Annotated in this window: 15 protein-coding genes; 12 read left to right on the plus strand and 3 right to left on the minus strand. The window is 47.3% G+C overall.

The window, feature by feature from the left end; all coding sequences use genetic code 11:
* Positions 1–11: 11 nt before the first annotated feature.
* Positions 12–2003 carry a beta-galactosidase gene (locus NSQ91_RS07785; protein ID WP_076303804.1) on the minus strand — a complete coding sequence of 664 codons (1992 nt, stop codon included), beginning with the start codon at positions 2001–2003 and terminating at the stop codon, positions 12–14.
* Between the two features lie 264 nt (positions 2004–2267).
* On the opposite strand from NSQ91_RS07785, the gene NSQ91_RS07790 reads away from it, so the two are divergent.
* From NSQ91_RS07790 to NSQ91_RS07830, 9 genes are read left to right on the plus strand one after another with little or no spacing between them, the layout of a single operon-like run.
* Complete coding sequence (locus NSQ91_RS07790; RefSeq protein WP_076142502.1) at positions 2268–3239, plus strand: ABC transporter permease; 972 nt, start codon at positions 2268–2270, stop codon at positions 3237–3239.
* A 17-nt stretch (positions 3240–3256) separates the two neighbouring features.
* The gene (locus NSQ91_RS07795; protein WP_076130713.1) at positions 3257–4141 is read left to right on the plus strand and encodes a carbohydrate ABC transporter permease; all 885 of its coding nucleotides are present in this window, start codon (positions 3257–3259) and stop codon (positions 4139–4141) included.
* A gap of 34 nt (positions 4142–4175) precedes the next feature.
* Entirely contained in the window at positions 4176–5762 is a 1587-nt protein-coding gene (locus NSQ91_RS07800; RefSeq protein WP_076130714.1) for an extracellular solute-binding protein, read from the plus strand.
* A gap of 51 nt (positions 5763–5813) precedes the next feature.
* Positions 5814–8228: a helix-turn-helix domain-containing protein gene (locus NSQ91_RS07805; RefSeq protein ID WP_081386502.1), complete on the plus strand. Its 2415-nt coding sequence runs from the start codon at positions 5814–5816 to the stop codon at positions 8226–8228.
* A 29-nt stretch (positions 8229–8257) separates the two neighbouring features.
* Positions 8258–10894 carry an exo-rhamnogalacturonan lyase family protein gene (locus NSQ91_RS07810; protein ID WP_370510743.1) on the plus strand — a complete coding sequence of 879 codons (2637 nt, stop codon included), beginning with the start codon at positions 8258–8260 and terminating at the stop codon, positions 10892–10894.
* A gap of 27 nt (positions 10895–10921) precedes the next feature.
* Complete coding sequence (locus NSQ91_RS07815) at positions 10922–11629, plus strand: DUF1961 family protein (RefSeq protein ID WP_179088138.1); 708 nt, start codon at positions 10922–10924, stop codon at positions 11627–11629.
* A 21-nt stretch (positions 11630–11650) separates the two neighbouring features.
* Positions 11651–12460, plus strand: coding sequence for a polysaccharide deacetylase family protein (locus tag NSQ91_RS07820; RefSeq protein WP_076303805.1), 810 nt, complete (start codon positions 11651–11653; stop codon positions 12458–12460).
* A 27-nt stretch (positions 12461–12487) separates the two neighbouring features.
* Entirely contained in the window at positions 12488–13759 is a 1272-nt protein-coding gene (locus NSQ91_RS07825; RefSeq protein ID WP_076303806.1) for a rhamnogalacturonan lyase family protein, read from the plus strand.
* 15 nt (positions 13760–13774) lie between these two features.
* The gene (locus tag NSQ91_RS07830) at positions 13775–15994 is read left to right on the plus strand and encodes a glycoside hydrolase family 88/105 protein (protein ID WP_256716472.1); all 2220 of its coding nucleotides are present in this window, start codon (positions 13775–13777) and stop codon (positions 15992–15994) included.
* 588 nt (positions 15995–16582) lie between these two features.
* On the opposite strand, the gene NSQ91_RS07835 is transcribed toward NSQ91_RS07830, so the two are convergent.
* A complete protein-coding gene (locus tag NSQ91_RS07835) occupies positions 16583–17410 on the minus strand; it encodes a helix-turn-helix domain-containing protein (RefSeq protein ID WP_076141354.1) in 828 nt (275 codons plus the stop codon).
* Positions 17411–17557: 147 nt separating this feature from the next.
* Between NSQ91_RS07835 and NSQ91_RS07840 the strand changes: the two genes are divergently transcribed.
* Positions 17558–18844, plus strand: coding sequence for a Gfo/Idh/MocA family oxidoreductase (locus tag NSQ91_RS07840; protein WP_076141355.1), 1287 nt, complete (start codon positions 17558–17560; stop codon positions 18842–18844).
* Between the two features lie 196 nt (positions 18845–19040).
* On the opposite strand, the gene NSQ91_RS07845 is transcribed toward NSQ91_RS07840, so the two are convergent.
* Positions 19041–20303, minus strand: coding sequence for a TraB/GumN family protein (locus NSQ91_RS07845; protein WP_076303807.1), 1263 nt, complete (start codon positions 20301–20303; stop codon positions 19041–19043).
* A 259-nt stretch (positions 20304–20562) separates the two neighbouring features.
* On the opposite strand from NSQ91_RS07845, the gene NSQ91_RS07850 reads away from it, so the two are divergent.
* Positions 20563–21684: a glycoside hydrolase family 88 protein gene (locus NSQ91_RS07850; protein WP_076126249.1), complete on the plus strand. Its 1122-nt coding sequence runs from the start codon at positions 20563–20565 to the stop codon at positions 21682–21684.
* Positions 21674–23833 carry an alginate lyase family protein gene (locus NSQ91_RS07855; protein WP_340917254.1) on the plus strand — a complete coding sequence of 720 codons (2160 nt, stop codon included), beginning with the start codon at positions 21674–21676 and terminating at the stop codon, positions 23831–23833. Before NSQ91_RS07850 ends, NSQ91_RS07855 begins: the two co-directional genes overlap by 11 nt.
* Positions 23834–23845: the final 12 nt, after the last annotated feature.

Here is a 23845-nt window from a genome sequence, read left to right on the forward strand (position 1 = left end):
AGGATAAGTATTTATAACCGGATTACTCGGTACTCATATGCACCAAGGGAGAGGGGGCCGCAGGCCACGGATTTGCCTGAGAGAACATCATGTCCGTCCCGCGGGAGTGTGAGACTTCCCCCGTGTCCATCCATATTTACAAGGGTCCAGACTTCGGCAGCCTGGTCATCGCTTCTAGGGCAGACAAGGGTTCCCTTAGTGACATTACTGCGTAGGGTGACACCAGCACGTTCTGCATAATGATCAATGAGTTTATATAACATTAGGTCGCCTTCTTCACCGGCAGGCATTGAACCCAGCATAACAATAGTACCTTGTCCGTAAGGCTGCTCCGTCAGGAAGGACAACCCCGGCGTCACCCCCTCCGTAACCATTCCGATACTGGAAACGGACTCTGAAACGGGTTCAAAAACAGAACTCCACAAGGACAAGGGAGCAGATACCCCAAAAGCGTGTCCAATCGTGCCTGTTGATTCCAGCGGATAGGTAAACTTAGTTTTGACGCCTGCTAACCGCTCCAATTCACCAAGTCCGGCATTCGTATGAAGGGTATGCTCCTTCGTTCGTCCTCCGGTAAGAGGACCGACAATCCAAATCCCGCCAGCTGCTGTGAAGGCCAGGGCACTTTGCACATACTCGGGGGACAAATAATGTACGAATGGAGTGAATAACAGCTTGTATCCGGTTAAGTCTCCGCCTTCGGGCAGCAGATCCCTGTGAATGCCCATATGAAGAATTCTTTTGTAGAAATCGCCCAGCAGACTACGATAATTTAGCTTCCGATGAGGTTCAGTTGCGAGATAAGCTTTGGTTCTGTCCGAATAGGTGATCGCAACATCTGCCCGAAGGGGCCGGGTGGAGAGCATAATTTGTTCAATTTCCCGCCGTGCTTGATTGGCCTCCAGCACATTAACGTACCCTAGAGATGGTTCTCCCCAGGCACTAAGGATCGAGCTATGTGTTTGTTCACTTCCGGAAGTATGCTGGCGCCAGAGCCAATAGCAAAATGCACCTGCACCCAGCGCATAGGCGGCAACCGCTTCTGCCTTCAGATATCCGTTCGGATGTGGCACACCAAAACTCACTAGAGATGCGGCAAACGAGGGTCCGGTCTCCATTATCCAGAAATCTTTTCCCGGCTTGAAATTTCGCCACAGATCACAGTTAAGCAGATAAGCATGCATATTTTCCTGTGAGGCATAGGTGTCGTAGGCAGCAAAGTCGAGATTTTGAAATAGCCGCTCATTATCTAGATGAAAAGCGACACTGCTGTTGTGGGTAATTGGCGCAGTGGAGTGGCGGCGGATAATATCAGCCTGTTCATCGGCGAATTCAGCGATCTTTTCCATTGAAAATAAGCGGTACATCGTCCGCAGGGATGAATTGTGGAGGAAAGGTGCGGGTCCTGGCTGTGGCACCTGATCAAAACGTTGATAAGTTTGGCTCCAGACGGCTGTTCCCCATGCCTCATTCAACCTTTCAATGGAGCTGTAGCGCTGCTGCAACCAGATATGCCATAAGCCTTTACAGGTCTCACACATACACTCCGCCACATGCGCTTTGAATTCGTTATCAAGCTGCCAGGCGGTTAACCCCGGCAGTGCTCCGGTCTCCTTGGCAATATGCTCCGTAATAATGGCTGCCCGCTCACGAAAATAAGGATTGTTCGTACAGATATGCTGCCGTGCTCCATGTCCCATTACCGTTCCGCTTTCATCCACATAACAGCGCTCAGGATGTCCATGAGTAAGCCAGATGGGGGGTGTCGGTGTCGGCGTACACATTACTGTGTCAATTCCGTTTCTATGTAACCTTTCGATATATTTCACGACGGGGCCGATATCAATCTTATCTTCTTCTGGCTCCAAAGCAGACCAAATGAATTCTCCGATTCGTACGATATTAATCCCCGTTTCTTTCATTAGAAGGATGTCCTGCTTAAGCACCTCTTCACTCCATAGCTCGGGATACCAAGCAGCACCGTAGTATAGCTTGTTCTTCAATTCAGTTCCTCCTTTAAGGCAAACATTTGCTGGAAATCATCACTTGGAATCATAGGTGCTTAATGTCTTACGGACAATAGTAAACTTTTGCGCGGTTTGGACTTTTTAGATAAAATGGGATTTTTAGCTTATATAAAGCGTTCAAAAAAGTCCGATTGCTGGAAAAAATCACTAGCAGCATAATAGGAGTCGCAGTAAGGGTGATTGCAGTAATCCATGGCTACAGTAATCGCGAGCTGTACATGACAAATGGAGGTGAACAGGATGAAGCACGTAACAGTTCCGGGAACTTCAGAACAACAGCCAAAGCCGCAGACCTATCGAAATATCCGGGTAAGAAGATGGAAACGTTTTAAACGTGATAAATGGTTATATATTCTGCTGCTCCCTGGAGTCCTTTATTTTCTTGTTTTCAAATATGTTCCGATGTGGGGCGTGCTGCTGGCTTTTAAGAATTACCAGCCGTTTCTTGGTTTTCAGAAAAGTGAATGGGTAGGTTTTGAGCATTTTCGTGTTTTTTTCCAGAATCCTGATTTCTTTATGCTGCTGCGCAATACGTTATTGTTATCGTTTTATAATTTGATTTTCTTTTTTCCGGCGCCGATTATTCTGGCACTGCTTCTAAACGAAATACGGCTTTCCTTCTATAAAAAGACGATACAAACGATGATTTATGTTCCGCACTTTATATCCATGGTCATTGTGGCCAGTATGAGCTATGTATTTTTAACTACGGAAGGCGGGACTGTAAATGAGTTTTTGTATACGTTTACAGGCAGGAAAATAGACTTTCTAGCTAATCCTGACTGGTTCCGTCCATTGATTATTCTCCAGACGATCTGGAAGGAGTGCGGTTGGGGGACGATTATATTCCTGGCAGCGCTGGCCGGTGTAGATGTGGAGCAATATGAGGCTGCGGTAGTAGATGGTGCGAACCGGTGGCGGCAGATTTGGCATATTACGTTGCCTGCTATCCGCAGTACAATCGTTATTTTACTTATTCTTCGGATGGGAACGATTTTGGATAACGGTTTTGAACAAATTTATTTAATGATGAATGCTCTTAATCGTGAAGTAGGTGAGGTGTTCGATACCTATGTATACGCACTGGGGATTACCCAGGGAGCTTTTAGTTACAGCACGGCTGTTGGATTATTTAAATCAATAATCGGTGTGACGCTTGTGCTCGGGACGAATTGGATCGCCAAAAAATTTGGTGAATCTGGACTTTATTGAGAAGGGAGAAGCTTGCTGTGGCCAAACAATACAAGAGTACGGGTGGAACTGCATTTGATATATTCAATTATATATTTTTAGGGATTATCGGGATCGTAGCGATTCTCCCTTTCCTCTTTGTGGTTTCGGGCTCCTTCGCTACAGATGCGGAAATTACTAAACGTGCCGTATTCCTGATCCCGACCACGATTTCATTTGACGCCTACCGATTTATCTTTTCAACAGATACGATTATGCGCAGTATAGGGGTTTCTATTTATGTTACGGTAATCGGAACTGTCGTTAATTTATTCTTCACGGTAACTATGGCTTATCCGATGGCAAAACGATATCTGATGGGCCGTAATTTGGTACTCAACCTTGTTATTTTTACGATGCTGTTTGGTGGAGGAATGATTCCAACCTATCTCGTCATTCGGGAGCTGCATCTGCTGGATACGCTCAATTCTCTTATTTTACCGGGAGCAATTAGCGCCTTTAACCTGATTATTGTCAAAAACTTTTTTCAGGAGCTGCCTATAGAAATGGAAGAAGCGGCGCGTATTGATGGTTGTTCTGAGCTGGGCTTGTTGTGGAAGATAGTCCTTCCTTTATCCAAACCGGTTCTCGCTACATTTACGTTGTTCTATGCTGTGGGACATTGGAACAATTTCTTCTCGGCACTGCTCTATATTACGGATCCGACAAAATGGCCTTTGCAGGTGATGCTGCGACAGATCGTAATGTTATCCCAATCTGCGGCTGGCGATATGAGTTCTATGGATCCAAGCTTTGTGCAGCCACCGGAGCAGTCGATTAAAATGGCGGTTATTGTAGTAGGTACTCTACCAATTTTATGTGTGTACCCATTTCTGCAAAAACATTTCGCTAAAGGGGTGATGCTGGGTTCTGTTAAAGGATAACAAACTTAACTTATTCCAATTTGGAGGTATAATAATGGAAGCTAATCGTTCGGTAAAAAAGAAGCGCTGGTTGTTACTTTTACTTGTGGCTATGATGGTTACAACTGTTGTTGCAGGTTGCTCAGGTAATGAATCTGCAGGTTCTAACAGCAAAAGTGAGGGAAGTAGTAATACTGGAGAAGAGAAAAGCGAGTCCCCGCTGGATCTGACCCTCATGCTGCCGATATTCAAAACAAATTATCCGAAGGATGGCAGTCCGGTTGCTGCTGAACTGGAGAAACAGACCAATACAAAAATCCACTTTGAGTGGGTCCCGAACGCATCTTATGCAGATAAATTTAATATTACGCTAGCTTCTGGGAAGCTGCCGACCATTATCTACGTGGGGGATGTTAAGGCTTCTAGTTTTGTGAACGCTGCCAAATCGGGTGCATTCTGGGAAGTAGGGCCTTACCTTAAGGATTATCCGAATTTAAGCCAAGCGAACCCGGTTATTCTGAAAAACTCGGCCATTGATGGGAAGAATTACGGGATCTATCGGGGGCGTGTACTCGGCCGTAACGGTATGGTTTTCCGCAAGGATTGGCTGGAGAAGGTGGGGTTGCAAACACCGCAGACGGTGGATGATTTCTACAATATGCTGAAAGCGTTCAAGGAAAAAGATCCAGACGGCAATGGTAAAGAGGATACGTATGGCATGGTGCTTGTCAAATGGAGCGGCCAGTGGGCCAGCGGTTTTGATACCATTAAGTTATGGTTTGGAACACCGAATAAATGGGGAGTGCAAGATGGCAAGCTGGTGCCTGAGCATGAATATCCAGAATATTTGGAAGCGCTTAAGTTCATGAAGAAGCTGTATGATGAGAAATTGATCAACTCCGACTTTGCTGTAATGGACAGTGCCAAATGGACAGATCCGATCGTGAACAATAAGGCAGGAGTAATCGTCGATGTGGTCGATACAGGCGCCCGGGTGGATGATAAAATTCACGCTGCGCTAGAAAAAGAAGGCAAAGACGAACCGGATAAACATTATGTAGATGTAAGCGGGGGCGTAACAGGTACGGATGGCAAGCTACACACATTGCCGACCTCTGGTTTCTCGGGCATGCTGGCTATTCCAAAATCATCTGTGAAGAGCGAAGAAGAACTGAAACGGGTACTGGCTTTTCTAGATCAAATCAATAATCCGGAATTACAAACGATGTTAGGTTTTGGTTTGGAAGGTACTCACTACACTATGGTGGATGGTTTTATTGAACGCTCCAAAGACACTGTACTTGTGGAGTCAGAAGTGGAAGGTCTAAACCAAATATTGGCTTATATTCCTGAGGATAAGTCCAAGACTGTAGCACAAACGCCGCTGCGTCTTAAACAAACTGAAGTTCAAAAGGCAAATGAAGCTTCGATCGTGGTTAATCCGGCAGAGGCCTTTATTTCCACAGTATATTCGCAAAAGGGTGCTCAACTCGACAATGTAATTAACGATGCACGCATAAAGTATATTGTAGGACAAATTGATGAAGCTGAATTGAAATCAGCATTTGACGTATGGAGAAAAACAGGTGGAGATGATTTAGTTAAGGAAATGAACGAATTATACGCTAAGGCTGACCACTAGATCCTTCCTAGTGCTTTTATCCGGCTGGAAAGGATCTGAGGAGCAAAACGAATGTGGTTCGATTGCACTTCAAATTTATCCGATTCGGCTGGTGAGAGCATAGTGATGAGAAATGTGGCGAAATGGAAGCGTTATACAAAAGGCTGGTCAGGCTGTAAAGGCCGGTATTATCGGAAAAACCTGATCATTATGCTGGTGGTGTCATCCATTCCGGGGTTTATTATTGGTGCGCTTGTCTACTGGATGGCAGGGGGACGTCTGGAGAGCGAGCTGCTGCAGATGCATAACAGGCAGATTGAACAGCGGGCGGCTAATATTGATGATCAGCTGTCCAATCTGGAGCTGATGCTGGCACATTGGGCTTTTGATCCCAAGTTTGATTACAGCTTGAATGGCCTTGATTTTATTCAGGATCATGAGCGGGCTTGGGATATTACGAAGACACTCGTAGTGATGCAGGGCTCGAACACGATGACGAGTAACGTTGAACTCTATCTATCAGGAGATCATCCATTACTATTTAATCCCGAATATGGCACGATTGACTCCAGCATGGTTTCTGGTCAATATGACAAATTGATTGATACTGAACAAAGCACCTATTGGACGCAGTGGGCATTCGATCCCAATAAACCAAATGTCAAAGAATTAACGCTTGTCCATCATATTCCGGGCGGAAGCTTGAAGCCCTTCGGGGCTCTTTTGCTCCGCATGGATACGGAGAAAGTAGCTGCGATGCTACGAACTATGACACCTTATAATAGCGGCGAGACATTTTTGCTGCAGACGACGGGGGATTTGTACGTATCTGCTGGAGACAGTGCCGAGGATTCTCCCTTACTTACCGCATTGCATAATGAGATTGTGGAACGGGGCGCGAACCATGAGTCAAATCTTGAGTCCTCTTTTCTCTTCGACTGGGGTAAGGCTACATATGCAGTGACTTATGGTGAGTTTTCCCGACTCTCCGCAGACTGGCTCTATGTGTCCGCTTCACCGATAACCAGCATAACTTCACCTGTCGTCTTCATTTCAAGACTGATATTTTTAGTTAGCTTTAGTGCTTTGCTGCTGGCGGCGATTCTGTCTTGGTTTGCTTCCCGTAAAATCTATTCACCGATAGGACGTTTGCTGCAGACTTTGTTGCCTGACCAAGCGGCGGCTGCGAGTAGGGAGGATGAGTTCATTCTGATTGAACGGCATTGGCAGAACTTGCACGGGGAGAGCCATGCCCTGAAGTACACTCTTTCCGAGCAGCTTCCACATGTGAAGGAAAGCTTCCTGCATCAGCTGTTTCAGGGGTATTTATATTCTTATTCTGAGCAGGATCTGCAAAGCCGGATGCGGCGCTTTAAGTGGGAAGTAGAGGATTGTCATTATATTATTCTTTATATTCAGCTTACAGGCATCTCCAGCCAGGAGGGGAAGTTCCGCAACGGTGATGAAAGTCTTGTATCATTCGCCGCCGTCAATATTATCGGAGAATTGTCTGCCGAGCACTTTAAGCAGGCTGATATTATCAATTTCCATGATCTCACGGCAGGATTACTTCTTATCGAACCCGTTGCGAATCCATCGCTGGAAGCGGTGCAAGCCTTTAGCGAAGAACTGACAGGAACGATTAATCGCATGTTAAAAATGAGGGTAACAGTGGCGTTTAGTGCACCGGTTGGAAGGATATCCGGTATTCCGCTAGCGTTCGAGGCTGCGAAGCAAGCCGCTAGTTATCGCCAGTTTGGTGGTGAGAACCAGATTATTAATATGGAGCTACTGGATCGTGAGGGGCAAAGTACGCCAGAACCGCAATATTCGTTCACTTTGGAGCGCGGAATGATTCAGGCCCTGCGCACAGGAGAAGCGGAAGAGGCTTACCGGCTGTTGGAGGAATTTCTGGAGGCACTGTGTGCCAATGGGGCAAAAGTGATTGATGTGCAGCAGGGCATGCTTCATTTGTTAGGCAGTATTCAGCACGCCATTATGGTCTCAGGCATTCATCCAAACCAACTGTTCAAAGGGGCTAATCTGTACGCGGCACTGTCGCAAATTCATGAGCCGAAGCTTATCCTTGCCTGGTTTCAGGAAAAGGTAGTCGCACCGTATCTGACGGAGCTGAGTGAGCGTTCTGATGCCGGAATCAAACGGACGATTGAGCATGCCATGATGTATATCAATGAGCATTATATGGATAATATTTCGCTGGATGGATGTGCGGATTATACAGGGATCAGCCCATTTTTACTGAGTAAATCATTCAAACGGGTCACCGGGAAAAATTTCATCGATTATCTGACCGAATTACGGCTTGATAAAGCCAAGGAGCTGCTGCGTGATACCTCGCTGCGAATTAACGATGTAGCTGAACAGGTGGGTTATCAGCATAGCTATTTTAACCGGATTTTTAAGAAACAAGAGGGAATAACCCCAAGCCGCTATAGAGAGCTAAGCCATAATAATGAAGCTCTTTAAAAGTAAAGAGGACGTGCGGCGAAGAACGTATGAAGGAGATGGTTGTTGTGCCTACGGCTCTGCCGATTGGCCTGCATTGGCTAAAAAAGCCCGCTATTGATGTGGGTGTTACCTGGGGGGTTCCTTGGAAAAAAGGAGCGCTCGACAGGGAAGCGTTAAAGAATCTCTGCTTAAGTATGCCGAAGAACGAAAAGCATGTGCCGCTGCAAAGCTGGCCAGCAGCTTTTTGGCCAGACGGGAGCATCAAATGGTCCACGCACTCGGTAGTAAACAAAAATTCGGATGTTCAGCAGGATTCATTAGCGACAATGACAATAAATCAAGCGACTCCAGCTACGGAAGTGACTGAGCGACTCACTGTGCAGGAAACAGAGGAAGCTTTCATTATAGATACAGGTGTTATTATTTGCACGGTTAACAAGCAGGGGAAGGGTCTTATCCGCAGTATTGTGCGCAGAAATCCGGCGGACACGGAAGGAACCGAAGTATGCAGTAATGGCGAGCTTGTATGTATACGTGAACAGAGAGATGAGGGTGCTGGCACCCTGAGCATACGTGAGGAGCGATTCGCAGGACGAACGTTAAGTGCCATCCTTGAACAGGGCGGACCTGTTCGCGCAGTGGTGAAGCTAGATGGACTTCACCAAGCTTCGCACAGTGCTCGTGAGTGGCTTCCCTATACGTTACGTTTATATTTTTATGCTGGGCTGGAGTCTATTCGATTAGTTCATACGTTTCATTATGACGGTAATCCACAGCAGGATTTTATTAAAGGATTGGGAATAGAATTCACAGTGCCGATGCGTGGACCTCTTTACAACCGCCATGTTCGTTTTGCCGGAGATAGCGGCTTGTTTAGCGAGTCTCCTAAGACGTTGCATACACGGCGAACCAAAGGTAAGTACCGTGATTTATTCCTCGATCAGGTAGCAGGATGTGCTGTGAAATTTAATCCAGAAGAGGATGCCTATTTCCTTAATTTATTGGATGACTCCGCCACTTGGGGCAGCTTTCGGCTGGTTCAAGATTCTTCCGAGCATTATGGGATCTGGAAGCGGACAGAGGATGGCTGCGCTTGGATCAAGGCAGCAGAAGGCCGCCGGGCAGGTGGGCTTGGTTATGTTGGGGCAGAGGGCGGAGGGCTAGCAATCGGGATGAAGAATTTCTGGCGTAAGCATCCGGCAGGAATGGAGATTGGTTCCACTGCCACTGACGCGGCAGCACTTACTGTCTGGTTCTGGTCACCTGATGCGGCAGCTATGGACTTGCGGCATTATGATACGAAAACACATGTGGAATCCTCGTATGAAGGTGCAGAAGAATTACGGGCCACTCCATTTGGTATCGCTAATACTAGCGAGCTAACATTCTGGTGTACGGCGCAGACTCCCGGGCCTGAATTGTTGCAGCGGATGCAGGCAGAAGCTGAAGAACCTTCATTGCTGGTTTGCGAACCAACTTATTATCATGAAGCGGGTGCTTTTGGTTTCTGGAGTTTGCCTGATCGGAGCACGCCAGCCAAGGCATATCTGGAAGAGCGGCTGGACGGGATCATCTCCTTTTACCAGGAAGAGATCGAGCAGCGCAAATGGTATGGATTCTGGGACTATGGAGATTTCATGCACAGCTACGATCCGGTCAGACATGTATGGAACTATGATCTTGGCGGCTGCGCCTGGCAGAATTCCGAGCTGGTGCCAAATATGTGGTTGTGGGTAACGTTTCTCCGGTCCGGGAGAGCGGATGTGTTCCGTATGGCCGAAGCTATGACCAGGCATACGAGTGAGGTAGATGTATATCATTTTGGCGAATACGCCGGACTAGGCTCGCGGCATAATGTCATCCACTGGGGCTGCGGCTGCAAAGAGGCTCGTATCGCCATGGCGGGTCTGCATCGCTACTATTATTATCTGACCGGAGACGAGCGGGTCGGCGATATTATGGACAGTGTAAAGGATGCTGATTATTCAACAGTTACTCTGGACCCGATGCGGGCGTATTTTCCGAAGGATGAATTCCCGACTCATGTTAGGGTCGGTCCGGACTGGGCGGCTTTTAGCTCTAATTGGATGACCCGCTGGGAGCGGTTCGAGGATACCGCTTATCGTGACAAGATTATATCAGGCATGGATTGCATCAAAAGGGCAAATTTACGGCTATTATCTGGTCCCACATATGGTTATGATCCTGCAACTGGCCTATTGTCGGGAATGGGCGACGATAACTGGGGGCGTCATCTAGCGATTAGCATGGGAGGTCCGCAGGTGTGGTTCGAGCTGGCGGCAATGCTGGAGGACCCGGACTGGGAAGATATGCTGGCTGAGTTCGGTGTATTTTATAATTTGCCACAAGAAGAGAAGGACGCATTTACAGGAGGGTTGATTTCAGGAAAACTCCGTTTTGAGCATCCTGTACTCAGCGTAGCCATTGCTGCATATGGAGCATATTACCGCAAGGATCCAGCGACGGCAGAGCGGTGCTGGTCGATTTTGCTGGAGAATCCGTTTGGTGGTGTGAATCTACAGGAGGAAGCTGATCAGGTCACTTATATGACTGAGTTAAATGAGATCGATTGGATGAATACAAATGAAGCCTCGCAGTGGTCTTTAAATACGATCATTGCCTTGGAATTAATCGGTAGTGCTTTACCGGAACGCGCGAATTAAAGGCTTCATTGTGGGGAGGAATGTTTTATGGCTAGGCCGATGCAGGACACGGGTATAGGTGGTTTGATCCCTGAAGCATGGAAACCAATCTACCATAATCCCCTCGCTTCAACTAGTGATATCGCTGGATTCAAGATGGAGGGAGCGGGAGCGGTTTCCTTCCCTTTGCAGCGAATGAGACTGGAGAGTACTATCCATGCAAGGGCCGGACAACAAGCAAATGTCGTTCTCTGGTGTCCAGAAGAGTTCCCGGCAGACCTCGCCGTATCTTGGAATTTCCGCCCATTGCGTGAGCCGGGGTTGGCGATTTTGTTTGTAGCGGCCAAAGGAGAGGGTGGGAAGGATTTATTTGATTCCACGCTTGCTCGTCGTACGGGTGAATATGATCAATACCATCATGGGCAGATAGACACGTATCATATCTCGTATTTTCGCAGGCGTTGGGTGGAAGAACGTGAATTTCATACCTGTAATTTGCGTAAAAGCTATGGTTTTCATCTGGTTATGCAGGCAGCCGATCCGCTTCCGGACGTAAGCGACATGACTGAGCCCTACCGGATGTTAGTGGTAAAGCGTGGTCCTATGCTGTCTTTTGCAATCAATGAACTGCCGATTTTTACATGGATAGATGATGGTGAAACCTATGGGCCGCTACTGACAGGCGGGAAAATTGGGTTCCGACAGATGGCACCCCTGATGGCTGAATACTCAAATCTGACGGTTTTTGGACAGTAATGCGAAGGAGGCTTCAGATTGATGTCTATTATTTATTATTGTTACCCTGAAGGCAGACATAAGGCGCTTACAATGAGCTATGATGACGGCAGACGGGCTGACGAAAGATTGGTAAGACTATTTAACCGCCATGGGATTAGAGGAACATTTCATCTCAATTCTGGCCTGCTGGGTGAAGGTGATCGTATTGCGGCAGATGAAATAACTGAGCTGTACCAGGGACATGAGGTATCTGTTCATACGCAACACCATCCGACGATGGCCCGTTGTCCGCAGGAGCAAATCATCCATGAGATTATGGAGGATCGAAAGTGTTTTGAGACGCTGCTCCAGGTGCCGATACGGGGAATGTCTTATCCTAACGGTTCCTTTAACAAGGAGATAAAGAAGCTTTTGCCTCGTTTAGGCATGGAATATGCCCGTGTGGTACAGACCACTGGCGGCGGCTTTGGGCTGCCGGAGGATTGGCTGGAATGGCGGGGGACTTGCCATCATAATGATCATTTGCTGGAGCATGCGGAGCAGTTCGTGAAGCTGCATAAACGGCAGTATTTATATCTGATGTATGTGTGGGGCCATAGTTATGAATTTGATAACGATAATAACTGGGAGCTGATGGAAAGCTTCTGTGAAGCAGTGGGAGGACTAGAGGAAATCTGGTACGCGACAAATATTGAACTCGTTCATTATATGAAGGCTTGTGAAGCCCTTATTTTCTCCGCTGCTCGGGATTTTGTATATAATCCGGGAGCGCTATCTGTCTGGCTGGAAATCGACGGTGTGATTATAGAAGTAGCAGGCGGACAAACCGTCCGTTTCCCAGAGATCTAATCGAAGAGAGAAGACAGGAGGATTCTAATGAAAACGAAGGACACACAATTAGTCTATCAGCTGGCAAAAGTAGATATTTCCGCTGCCGGTCCACGCTGCAAAATGCTTATTGGCGATCTGAATGGGGATGGACGTGCGGAAATGCTGCTGGTTCAGCCGGATAATCGCCAGGATGTACGTTATATTCCCCATCAGGTGCAATGCCTGACTGCTTTTGATATGGATGGCAAGTTGCTGTGGCAGGTGGGCACACCCGATCCTGATGCTGGCAGCCAAGGCTCGGACTATCCAGCGCAAATTTATGATTTAGATGGTGATGGGGCGCTGGAAGTATTATGTGTAATGGATGGACGGTTTCATATTCTTGAAGGTTCAACAGGAACGGTTAAGTCGATATACGACTTACCTGCTGAACATGCACATGATTGTATTATCATCGCCAATCTAACAGGGCAAGAACACGCTTCCGACATCATTCTGAAGGACCGTTATCATCAACTGTGGGCCATGGATCAGGATTTCAATTTATTATGGACGCATAAAGCCAATGTAGGACATTATCCGTGGGTTTACGATCTTCATGGAAATGGACAGGATCAAGTGATGGCAGGTTATGATCTGCTTGATTCTAAAGGTGATTTATTATGGAGCTGCCATGATCTTGATGACCATGCGGACTGTATTTGGGTTGGCGATGTGAATGGAGATGGCTATCCTGAACTGGTTGTCGGCGGAAGCGTAACGGTGATGTATGACCGGGACGGACAAGAGCTTTGGCGTTATGATGGCTCCATCGAGTCACAGCATCTGGCGTTAGGCCGATTCCGGCCTGAACTGCCTGGCCTTCAGGTCGCCGGGCTGGACCGAATGATCCGCGAAGATGACGGCAAAGGGCTGAAGGGCAAGGATGCGTTATTTCTTCTAGACTGTAATGGCAAGGAACTTTGGAAAGAAGAACGTACAAGCGACGGTTGGCTGACTATAGTTGAAGCCGTGAGCAACTGGCAAGCGGGTTCTCCGGATTATATTCTCGCGTACCGCCGGGGAGGCGGAGTATATCCTGCTTTGTACGATGGACATATGCGGGTTGTAGCTGAATTCAAGGAGGAAGGTTATGCCGTTCACGGCGATCTTCTGGGATGTGGCAGGGAACAGGTTGTAATTTATAATGATGAGTCCGCAACGGTATATTCAAGCGAGTGGATAGATATTAGTACCTGTGCCTCTGAGAAATCGTTACCTCAGCCTAAAAGATTGTACAACTCGACGCTGTATCCCGGTGGAGAAATAACGGTATGAAGGAGGATACGCTTAGTGAGTACTTATATTACAGAATACTTTCCTGATCCTGATTGTATTGCCAAATATAATGGGGGCAAAATCGAAAATGTACTGGCCGCTGTGGCCAGCCGTTTTATCGGTGCCTATCCCCCGCAGCCTCCGGTGTACCGGGTACATTCGCAGAGTGGTTTCAACCGGCTCCGCGACTGCCGTTACGATATGAATCTGGAAGAACGACTGCCGGAGCTAGCGGCAGGACAATTCGTATATGTGTGGGGAAAGCTGTGGAGTGACAATGAGGTAGATGCCCCTTTCTCAGTTAGTTGCTACAGTCCAGTTAAGGTTTACATAAATGGACGGCTGGTGTTTAGCTCCAATCTAAATGATGATGTGTTTCCGGACAGAAGGACGTTTTTTCGGGCGAGCATGGATAAAGGCTGGAACCATCTTGTACTGGAGTATGTTGCAACAGGTACAGGTTGCGGAGGGGTTTTTGGAACGGGCAGTGTCAAAGGTGCACCAGTACACTTTCTTACTCCAACGGCGCAGTTAAGCGGTTGTGAAGGTTGGATTTATAGTGGACCCCAGCAGACATCTTGGGCAGCTTGGCTGGAAGCTGAATTCACTGAAGAGCAAATGACAGCTCGCTGCGTTTGGTTTCCGACACAGCAATGGTCGCCACAGGAACAGGCAACTGGCAACTGTTCACGCATATTTGGGGAAATGCTGGGAGCCAAGGCGTATGCTTGGTGTAAGCTGGAAGTTAACAGCCTACAGAAAGACGACATTCGTCTGCAAGGTAGCTATCGTGGAATGGCTGAAATCTCTATCTATGTGAATGGAAAACTTGTAGCTGAGCATCAGAACGTGAAAGGTATGCTTGATATCCAACTGGAGCTTGGTTATGGACTACATGATCTGGTCGTGGAGTCCATCTGTGGAGAGGGGAATTGGGGATTTGAACTGGACGTACGGTCTGGTGGTGTTCAGAGTAGTCTCGTGCAACCATATCCCGTTGAAGGATTAACTGATCCATGGTTGTACCTTGGACTATTCACCTCGGGGACAGCGCCGAAAGTCTTAGAACTGACCTCTATGGATACTTTATTTGGGGAAGCGGATGAAGTAACCTTTTGGCGTGTAGACCAACCGAATAGCTGGGTTAGGCCTTATTTGGAGAGTGTTATGTTTGGGCGCTGGAATTACCCTCTAGGCGTAACCCTGTACGGATTGCTGAGAACAGGAGTAGAGCTTAAGGCCCCCCATTATGCCGAATATGCACAACACCATATTGAGCAATGTACAGGGCTGCATGAATATGCCTTATGGGACCTTGAACGTTATGGCGCTCCGGGCATCAATCATCAGCTGGCGCTGATGGATTCGCTGGACGACTGCGGATCCTTCGGGGCAACGATGCTGGAAGCACATAAGCTTCGTCCACTACAGGGCGCACCGGAAGCTGCTGCTGAAATTGCCAATTACATTACTAAAGTGCAGAGCAGGCTGCCTGACGGAGCTCTGTATCGGACCAGTGGCACAGTTGATTTTATGCAGCAGACGATGTGGTGTGATGATCTGTATATGAGCACGCCATTTCTAAGCAAATATTATGAAATGACCGGAAATGCGGCTTATCTTGATGATGCGGCGGTGCAGTTTTTACATTACAAGGAGCGGCTGTTCCAGCCGGAGCTTGGCATTATGCATCATGTGTATGATTATAAGTTTAATAAACCCAATGGCGTGCCTTGGGGCAGAGGTAATGGTTGGGTGATTTTTTCGCTGACTGAGCTGCTTGAAGTTATGCCTGAGCAACATCCGTTGCGAGCTGATTTGCTTGATTATTTCCGCGAGCTTAGTAAAGGCTATCTTAAGCTGCAAGATGAGCGGGGCCTATGGCATCAAGTGTTGACGGATCCTGAGTCCTACGCGGAGGCTTCTTGTACCTCTATGTTTATTTACGCTTTTGCTAGAGGCGTACGCTGCGGCTGGCTGCTGGAACCAGAGTCATACGTAACCTCTGCAATCAACGGCTGGAGCGGCTTAACCCGTTATTGTATTGACAAACAAGGCAATGTTTACGGTGTCTGCCGCGGTTCGGGTTATTCGTTTAACAAACTGTATTATAAAGATGAATTGACCTGGCAATTAAACGATACACATGGGATTGGCATCGTGCTGCTGGCCGGAATTGAGGTTCACAGGCTCGTACGAGATTTGGAAATGAAATCACATGACGAAGCAAAATGAATGGCATGATGAGGAATGAGACGACCGTATTAATCACAAAATTACAGCGGAGCAGCGATACTCCATTAGTGGGGATCGCTGCTCTTTGTTATGCGTTACAGTGCTGCTTAAACCCCCGAAACCCCCCGGCCCCCCGAAACCGCCGATTACTCCTGCTAGACAAAGTTATGCGGACTCAGATGACGTTATTTGCAGATTTATCGCCTTTTGGGGCCATTTTCGGACTCCAGTGACGTTATTGCTTCGAAAACGGCTAATATAGGTAGCTTTTTATGCTAATAGCGACTATGGGGTCCGATAAAATCCCAAAATAGCGATTATGCTGCGAATAAGGTCCACTGGGTCCGATAGCCTCATGAGCTTTGTTCGCGCGAAAAGGTAATCTAGTGACGAGATATTGTTGTTGCTCAGATGCCCCAGATGCCCCAGATGCTCCAGATGCCAGATGCCCGATGCCAGATGCCAGATGCTCCCGATGCTCCCGATGCTCCCGTCCCAGATGCCCCCATGCCCATGGCAGTTCACATAAGGTACTTTTGATCGACGGAGCGGCTACAAAGAGAACTGGTTGTGATTTCTAGCTGTGGATCAGCGGTTTTGCTTGCGATATTGCAAAGGCGAACGTTTAACGATTTGTTTAAACACACGCCCGAAGTGGGCGATGCTGTCAAAGCCGGTATCCTCGGCGATGTTCGTAACTTTAGCGTTGGTGCTCTGCAAGAGACGTTGGGCTTCCTTGATCCGAATGTAGTTTAGATATTCTACGATGGTGAAGCCAGTTGTCTGCTTGAACACACGGCAGAGATAGGTGCTGCTGATGAAAAAAGTCTCAGATAGCCGCTCCAATGTAAGCTTTTCAGCATAATGTGTTTGTAAAAAATCGATAATTTCGTAGACTTTTAGCTGCTTCTCACTGCTCTCAGGGGCAATGGGCTCGCGGCTTATTTCCTGTATTCTGTTCATTTCAATAAATAGTTGGATGAGCAGCGTCTGCAGATAGGGGGATTGCTGTGTCCGTGGTTCTGTTTGTTCTTTTAGCATGCTGAAAAGAAGATATTCAATGACCCCCTGCTCATGTACTCCGGGCCGCAAAAGCAAGCTTTGTGTAGCCATAAATGGAAAATGCAGCTCGAAATGTGCCAATGTCTTTTGCAGAAAGCTTTCCTCAAAGTTAATTAAGATCCGTTCATGGCTTGCAGAGCCTTTAGAGGTGGTACGATGGAGCTCGTTCTTGTTAATAAAAATCAGATCACCTTTACGCAAGGTGTAGATCAGATTGTTAATGTAATAACTGCGTTCCCCGGCGAGTAAATAATAAATTTCATAAGTATCGTGATAATGGTCGGAATCCATGCTGAATGGACCGGCTCTTTTTATTTGCTCAATTATAAAAGGAGGCTGAGGCTCCTGTTCCATACTAAATCTGCTCCTTTCTGATAATGAGGATAATATTTGCAAAGTTTTTGTTATTTCTGCTAAGAATCGCTTAGATTAAGATATATTTTATACTATACACTATAAGAAGAAAACGCTTTTAAATCAATAAGTGATGGAGTGATCCTGATGTCCAACAAGAAATATGCTTTCGTAGGAACCGGCGGCCGAGCGGAGTTTTTTTATGGTGAGATCACCACGAATTATCGTGAAACCTCTGAGATTGTAGGCTTTTGTGATGTGAATGGAGCAAGAATGGATTATGCGAACCGTTTGCTGGAGGAAAAATATAAATATCAAGCGGTTCCTACCTATAAAGCTCATGAGTTTGACCGTATGATTGAGGAAACCAAACCTGACACGGTTATTGTCACGAGTATTGACCGCACGCATCATCGTTACATTATCCGGGCGATGGAGCTTGGCTGCGATGTTATTTCGGAGAAACCGATGACAGTGGATGAAGAGAAATGTCAGGAAATTCTTGAAGCGATTGAGCGGACTGGGAAAAAGCTGCGTGTGACCTTCAATTACCGCTATGCCCCACACAACACCAAAATCCGTGAACTCATTATGGACGGCGCGATTGGAGAAGTGCTTTCCGTCAACTTCGAGTGGCTGCTAAATACGCAGCATGGGGCGGATTACTTCCGCAGATGGCATCGTGATAAACGGAACAGCGGAGGTCTGTTGGTTCATAAATCCACACATCATTTCGATTTGATGAATTTCTGGCTGGGTTCGCGCCCAGATACGATTTATGCGATGGGTGATCTAAGATTTTATGGCAGAGAAAACGCGGAGAAGCGCGGGGTGACTGAGTTTTATCAGCGTGCTCATGGTAGCAGTGCGGCGGAAAATGATCCGTTTGCCCTGCATCTTAAAGATAATGAGCAGTTAAAGCAGATGTATCTGGATACGGAGCATGAGGATGGCTACCTGCGTGACCAAAGTGTGTTCGGTGACAATATCAGCATTGAGGATACGATGGCGGTTATGGTCAAATACAAAAATAAGACGATTATGAATTATTCACTTAATGCTTATCTGCCTTGGGAGGGTTTCATTGTGGTATTTAATGGGACCAAGGGGCGGATGGAAGTAAAGGTCGTCGAACAGTCTTATGTAAATGCCGGAGGAAATAAGGAAGATGAAGGGGCGTTAAAAGACAAGCGGATCACGGTCTTCCCTCATTTCGCAGCACCTTATGAAGTGGAGATTGAAGAAGGAGTTGGGGGGCACGGAGGCGGAGATCCTGTGATGCTGCGTGATATTTTTGAACGTCCGCTGGAGGATCGCTTTAATCGTGCAGCATCCCATGTGGACGGAGCGTTGTCTATTATGACCGGGATTGCGGCAAATCGTTCAATAGCTACTGGACTTCCAGTTAAGGTAGATCAGTTAATAAAATTGTAGTAGCCCGTTTATGAACAAGCGGCTTTGGGTTCGTAGGGAGCGTTTCTCCAGAATCCCGGAGGGCCCTCCGCTCTGTCCACATGTTAAGCCAACTTCTACTCTTAGATTGAGCTAAAAAAAGTGAAAATAAAAGGCTGTCTCCAAAATCATCGTAGATGACTAAGAGACAGCCTTGTTTATTTTAGCTAAAACTCAATTATTGTTTGACGACGTTAAAGCCATCTTTTTGCAATTGGGTCACGATACCATCGTCACCGAGCATATGCAGCGCGCCAACGACGACAAGGTAAGTCGCTTTTTTATCACTATTCAAATATTCTTTTACATGCTTCACCATGTTGACGTTACGATCCGAAACCAGGCCTTTATAATACTCTGGCTCTTGCGCGACCGCTTTTGTCATCGCTACGAGCGACTGCTCATCACCTTGCATCCACATTTGGGATAGTGCATCCAGCGAAGCTGCTGCGGAAGTATTGTCCGTTTGATTGAGGCTGCCGAGTGTGTCGACAAGAAGCTTTTCTTGCAATCCATCTGAGAACTGGTCGAACATATTCAGCTGCAATTGTGTGTTTTCCAGTTCAATAATAGGTTTGTTCAGCTTGCCTGCTTTTTGTAAAAAATATAAATCAATGCCGGTATCCGCCGTATAACTTGTAACTTGCATCTGTAGACTTGAGACACCTTGGGTAACGACCCACGGTTTGAAGGAATCGAATGCATTTTCCGCCAGACCATTTGCTTTTAGCAGCTGAGTTACTTTGTTATATGTATCTGCGGATACATGATCCTTGAGCTTGGTTCCATCTGTATAAGAGCCTTTTTCCAAAATAAACTTTTGGATCTCAGCTTGATCAATCTTAGAGATATCTACTTCGACACCTAAATATTGCGAGGCTTCAAAAGCAGCTTCAATCTCCGGACGCAGCGGGTACATTTTGTCGTTAGCCACATGGATAGAACCAAGCAGATAGACGGTGTTGCCGTTGTTCTCCACTTTCCATAAGAATCCGGTGCTTCCGGCAGCTTGAGTATCGGCCACAAAAGTGATGGTGCGCAGCGCTGGACTCCACTCCACCTTATAGCCGATCGTTTCTCCTATAAAGCGGACAGGAACATAGGTGACATTGTTGATGGTTTTAGGAGCCACCTCTAGTTTTTTCTTCTCCCCGTTTACCGTTGCGGTTGTGCTACCGATGGTCAGTGAGAGGGCCAGTCCATTTTTGGTCCCTGTTACGGTTTGGGTTTTTTTATTCCAATTAATATTTACATTAAGCTCCTCTAGCAGGGGACGCATAGGAACTAGGGTCGTTCCTTTTTCTACAACAGGGTTAGAATTGCCTAACTTTATTTCGGTTCCATCAATCCATACACCGACAGGCTTTTCAGCAGCATGCGCAGTGGTAAAGACAGACATAACCATGAAAATGGATAAAAATAATGCACCTAGCTTTTTCATTAATAGGACACTCCGTTTCTAAAAAAGAATGAAAGATGTAAGTCACTCTCTGATTTTAACGTATTTTCCCATAGACAGTTATACCTTTTGTTACTATATTGATTTGATGCCTATGATTGGAAAGTAAACTTACAGTACTTCACGTCATTCAAAAGTCAAAATAATGCACATCAAAGCAAAAATCGCCCCTATTAGATCCTGTTCACTCTCCTTATCATGAAACGTAAGAAACGAAGAGCCTGAAGGGAGCAAGGAACTTATGTGGAGCAGTGCGATTGAAGATGCGATAGAGAAGGTACGTAAGAACATAGACCGGTTCGGGGGCAGTTTCCCTCATGTCAGCAGGAATGGAACTTATCAGCTCAATAACAACGACGACTGGACGAACGGATTTTGGAGCGGCATGTTGTGGTTGTGTTATGAATATACGCGGGATGACAGCTTCCGTATTGCGGCATCCCATACCGTAGAAGATTTCCGCCGCCGTTTCGCGGCAAAGACCGTGCTTGATCATCACGACATTGGCTTCCTGTATTCGTTATCCTCTAAAGCCCAGTGGATTATAGATAAAGACGAATCAGCGCGTCAACTGACATTGCAGGCGGCAGACCTGCTGCTGAAGCGCTGGCGTACAGCTGGCGGTTATATTCAGGCTTGGGGACCGGAGGGGGATACTCAGGAAGGCGGGCGGATCATTATTGATTGTCTGTTAAATCTTCCCCTTTTGTATTGGGCAGAAGAACAGACCGGTGATTCCGTATACAGGGAAGTGGCGGTCATGCAGGCGGAGAAAACGAGACGGTATCTGGTACGGGGAGATGACAGCTCTTACCATACGTTTTTCTTCGACCCGAAGACCGGAGAGCCGATTGGCGGCGCCACTCATCAGGGCTTTACTAACGGATCGACCTGGACGCGCGGGCAGGCTTGGGGTGTTTACGGTTTTGCGTTATCCTACCGCTATACCAAAGATCCGTTGTATTTGGAAACGTCCAAGCGGATGGCCCGCTATTTTCTGGAGCATTTGCCGCAGGATCATGTCGCTTACTGGGATTTTAATGCTCCGGTATCTCCGGATACTTACCGGGATAGCTCGGCCTCAGCAATAGTAGCAGCCGGACTACAGGAACTGCTGGAGCTTATGGATGGGGGGGATTCGGAGCGGGCTTATTTTCAGCAGGGATTAGTGCAGTCGATGACTTCGCTTGTGCAGAACTATTCCACGCTCGGTGAAGAGGCGGAGGGGCTGCTGAAGCATGGTTCTTACCATGTGCGCGGCGATCTGTCTCCAGATGACTTCATGATCTGGGGAGATTATTTCTATCTTGAAGCATTGATGCGGTTGCAAAAAGGCAATAAGGGGTACTGGTATGAACACTGATGTCAGACAAATTTCCCCCTATGCCGTCTTTGCGCTGCTCGACCTTGAGTTGCCCGCTTTAGCTCTAGTGAAGAATGCACTCAGCCAAGCGCGTCAGGACGATGCGCTGACTGAATTACATCGGTATTTGACCCGACGGAGCACGCCGGGCTGGCGGAAAGAGGATAACCGGAAGCAGCTTATTGACTATGTACGGCTTTATTGTGCAGACGAGCTGGAAGCTGTAATGAAGACAGCGGATGAAGTTGTGGAGCAGACGTTTCTCTTTCGTTTTCCCTGGGATATGGAGCGCAGCCGCATTCCGGTTACCTTTGAGGAAGAAATTGACTGGCGTCATGTTCCGGACAAGGATGTAGAATGGGCTTATATGCTGAATCGCCACCGCTACTGGGTGGCATTAGGACAAGCGTATGCGATAACAGGTAAAGAGGTTTATGCGAGAGCATTTTGCTGCCAGCTTGAAGATTGGATAGACCGTACCCCCGTTCCAGACAAGCCTACGAATGATACGCTGACATGGCGCACAATTGAAGCGGGCCTTCGTTGTGCTAACTGGATTAAAGCGCTGTCTTATATACAGGATAGTCCGCTGCTCACACCGACGCTGCTGGCCAAAGTGATGATATCTCTGCATGAACACGGCCAATATTTAGCTTTATCGTTTACGGGCTGGAAGAAGATCAGCAACTGGGGGGTGCTGGAGACTTGTGGTTTGTTCCAAACTGCGCTCTACTTCCCTGAGTTCACTAGCGCCAATAACTGGCGACAGCTCAGTGAGGAGAGATTGGGAGAGACGGCGCGAATTCAGATTATGGCGGACGGCATCCACTGGGAGCAATCGCCTACCTATCACCATGAGGTTTTGGTATGTTTCCTCGACTGCATCCGCTTAGCCCGATTGAACGGACTGGAGCTTCAGGAAGAATTTCAGCAAAAGGTTCAGCAAATGGCTGTCGCTTCATTATATTGGGCCAAACCGAATCACCGGCAGCCGATGCTTGGCGATAGTGATGACAGCGATATCCGTTCGCTTTTGACTTATGCGGGCTGGTTATTTCAGGATGCTGTACTCCGTTTTGGCGGATACGATCAAATGGATTATGACAATGCCTGGTTGTTTGGGATAAATGGAGTTGAGGGCTACGAGCGGCTGAATGCGGAGCTACCGCCAAACTTGTCACGCTCTTATGCACATTCCGGTCATTATGTGATGCGAACGGGCTGGGACGAGCAGGATTTGTACCTATATTTTCACTGCGGACCACTTGGGGGTGGACATGGGCACGCGGATCTGCTACATTTCGATCTGTATGCCTATGGGCGGGATCTGCTTACCGATCTTGGCAGATACAACTATAGTGATCATACACCACTTAGAAAAGCGCTAAAAGAAAGCGCTGCCCATAATACGACCACTGTGGACGGAATTGGATTTACCGAAGTCACGGATACATGGTCCTTCTCTAAGATTGCGAAGCCAACGGGCTGCCAATGGATCAGCCATCCGGACTTTGATTATGTAGAGGGCAGCCACGACGGCTACCGTCATTGGGATGATCCGGTCTACCCGTTAAGGAGGATCCTATTTATTAAGCCTTTTTACTGGCTTCTGGTGGACAGCTTCAGTTCCCGGCAGGAGCATACATTTTCCCAGCATTTTCATTTTGCACCCGGAACGGTTCAGATGGAAGATGGAACGCTAATATGCCGTACAAAAAATGAGCGGGAAGCCAATCTTTGTATCCTTCCTGTTCATGTTGATGGTCTTCAGGGCAGGGTTGATGCTGGGGTAATCTCCCGCGAATATAATCTGCTGGAACCCAATCAGTATGCTGTGTACTCCCGAAAGGGGAAAGGAACGGTCTCGATCATGCAGGTGCTGTACCCGCAGCCTGCGGGTGAGTTGTTCTGTCCGCTGGTCGAACAGGTGCCGATTTACCGCCATACGGGTGAACCGGTGGCTGCTGCACAGGCGGAGGCCTGCCGCATCATCCTCCCCGAAAGGAATGAGGAGCATATTATCGTGATCAGCCACGAGATTCCATCCAGTCATTTAGATTCCTATGTAGTGGAAGGCGTACAAATTTTTGGAGAAGTAGTGCTTATGGTTTCTGCAGACGGTCAAAAGAAAGTCACGGTAATCAGATAATGTATGAATACT

The organism is Paenibacillus sp. FSL R7-0048, assembly GCF_038004505.1.
GTDB lineage: Bacteria > Bacillota > Bacilli > Paenibacillales > Paenibacillaceae > Paenibacillus_AQ > Paenibacillus_AQ odorifer.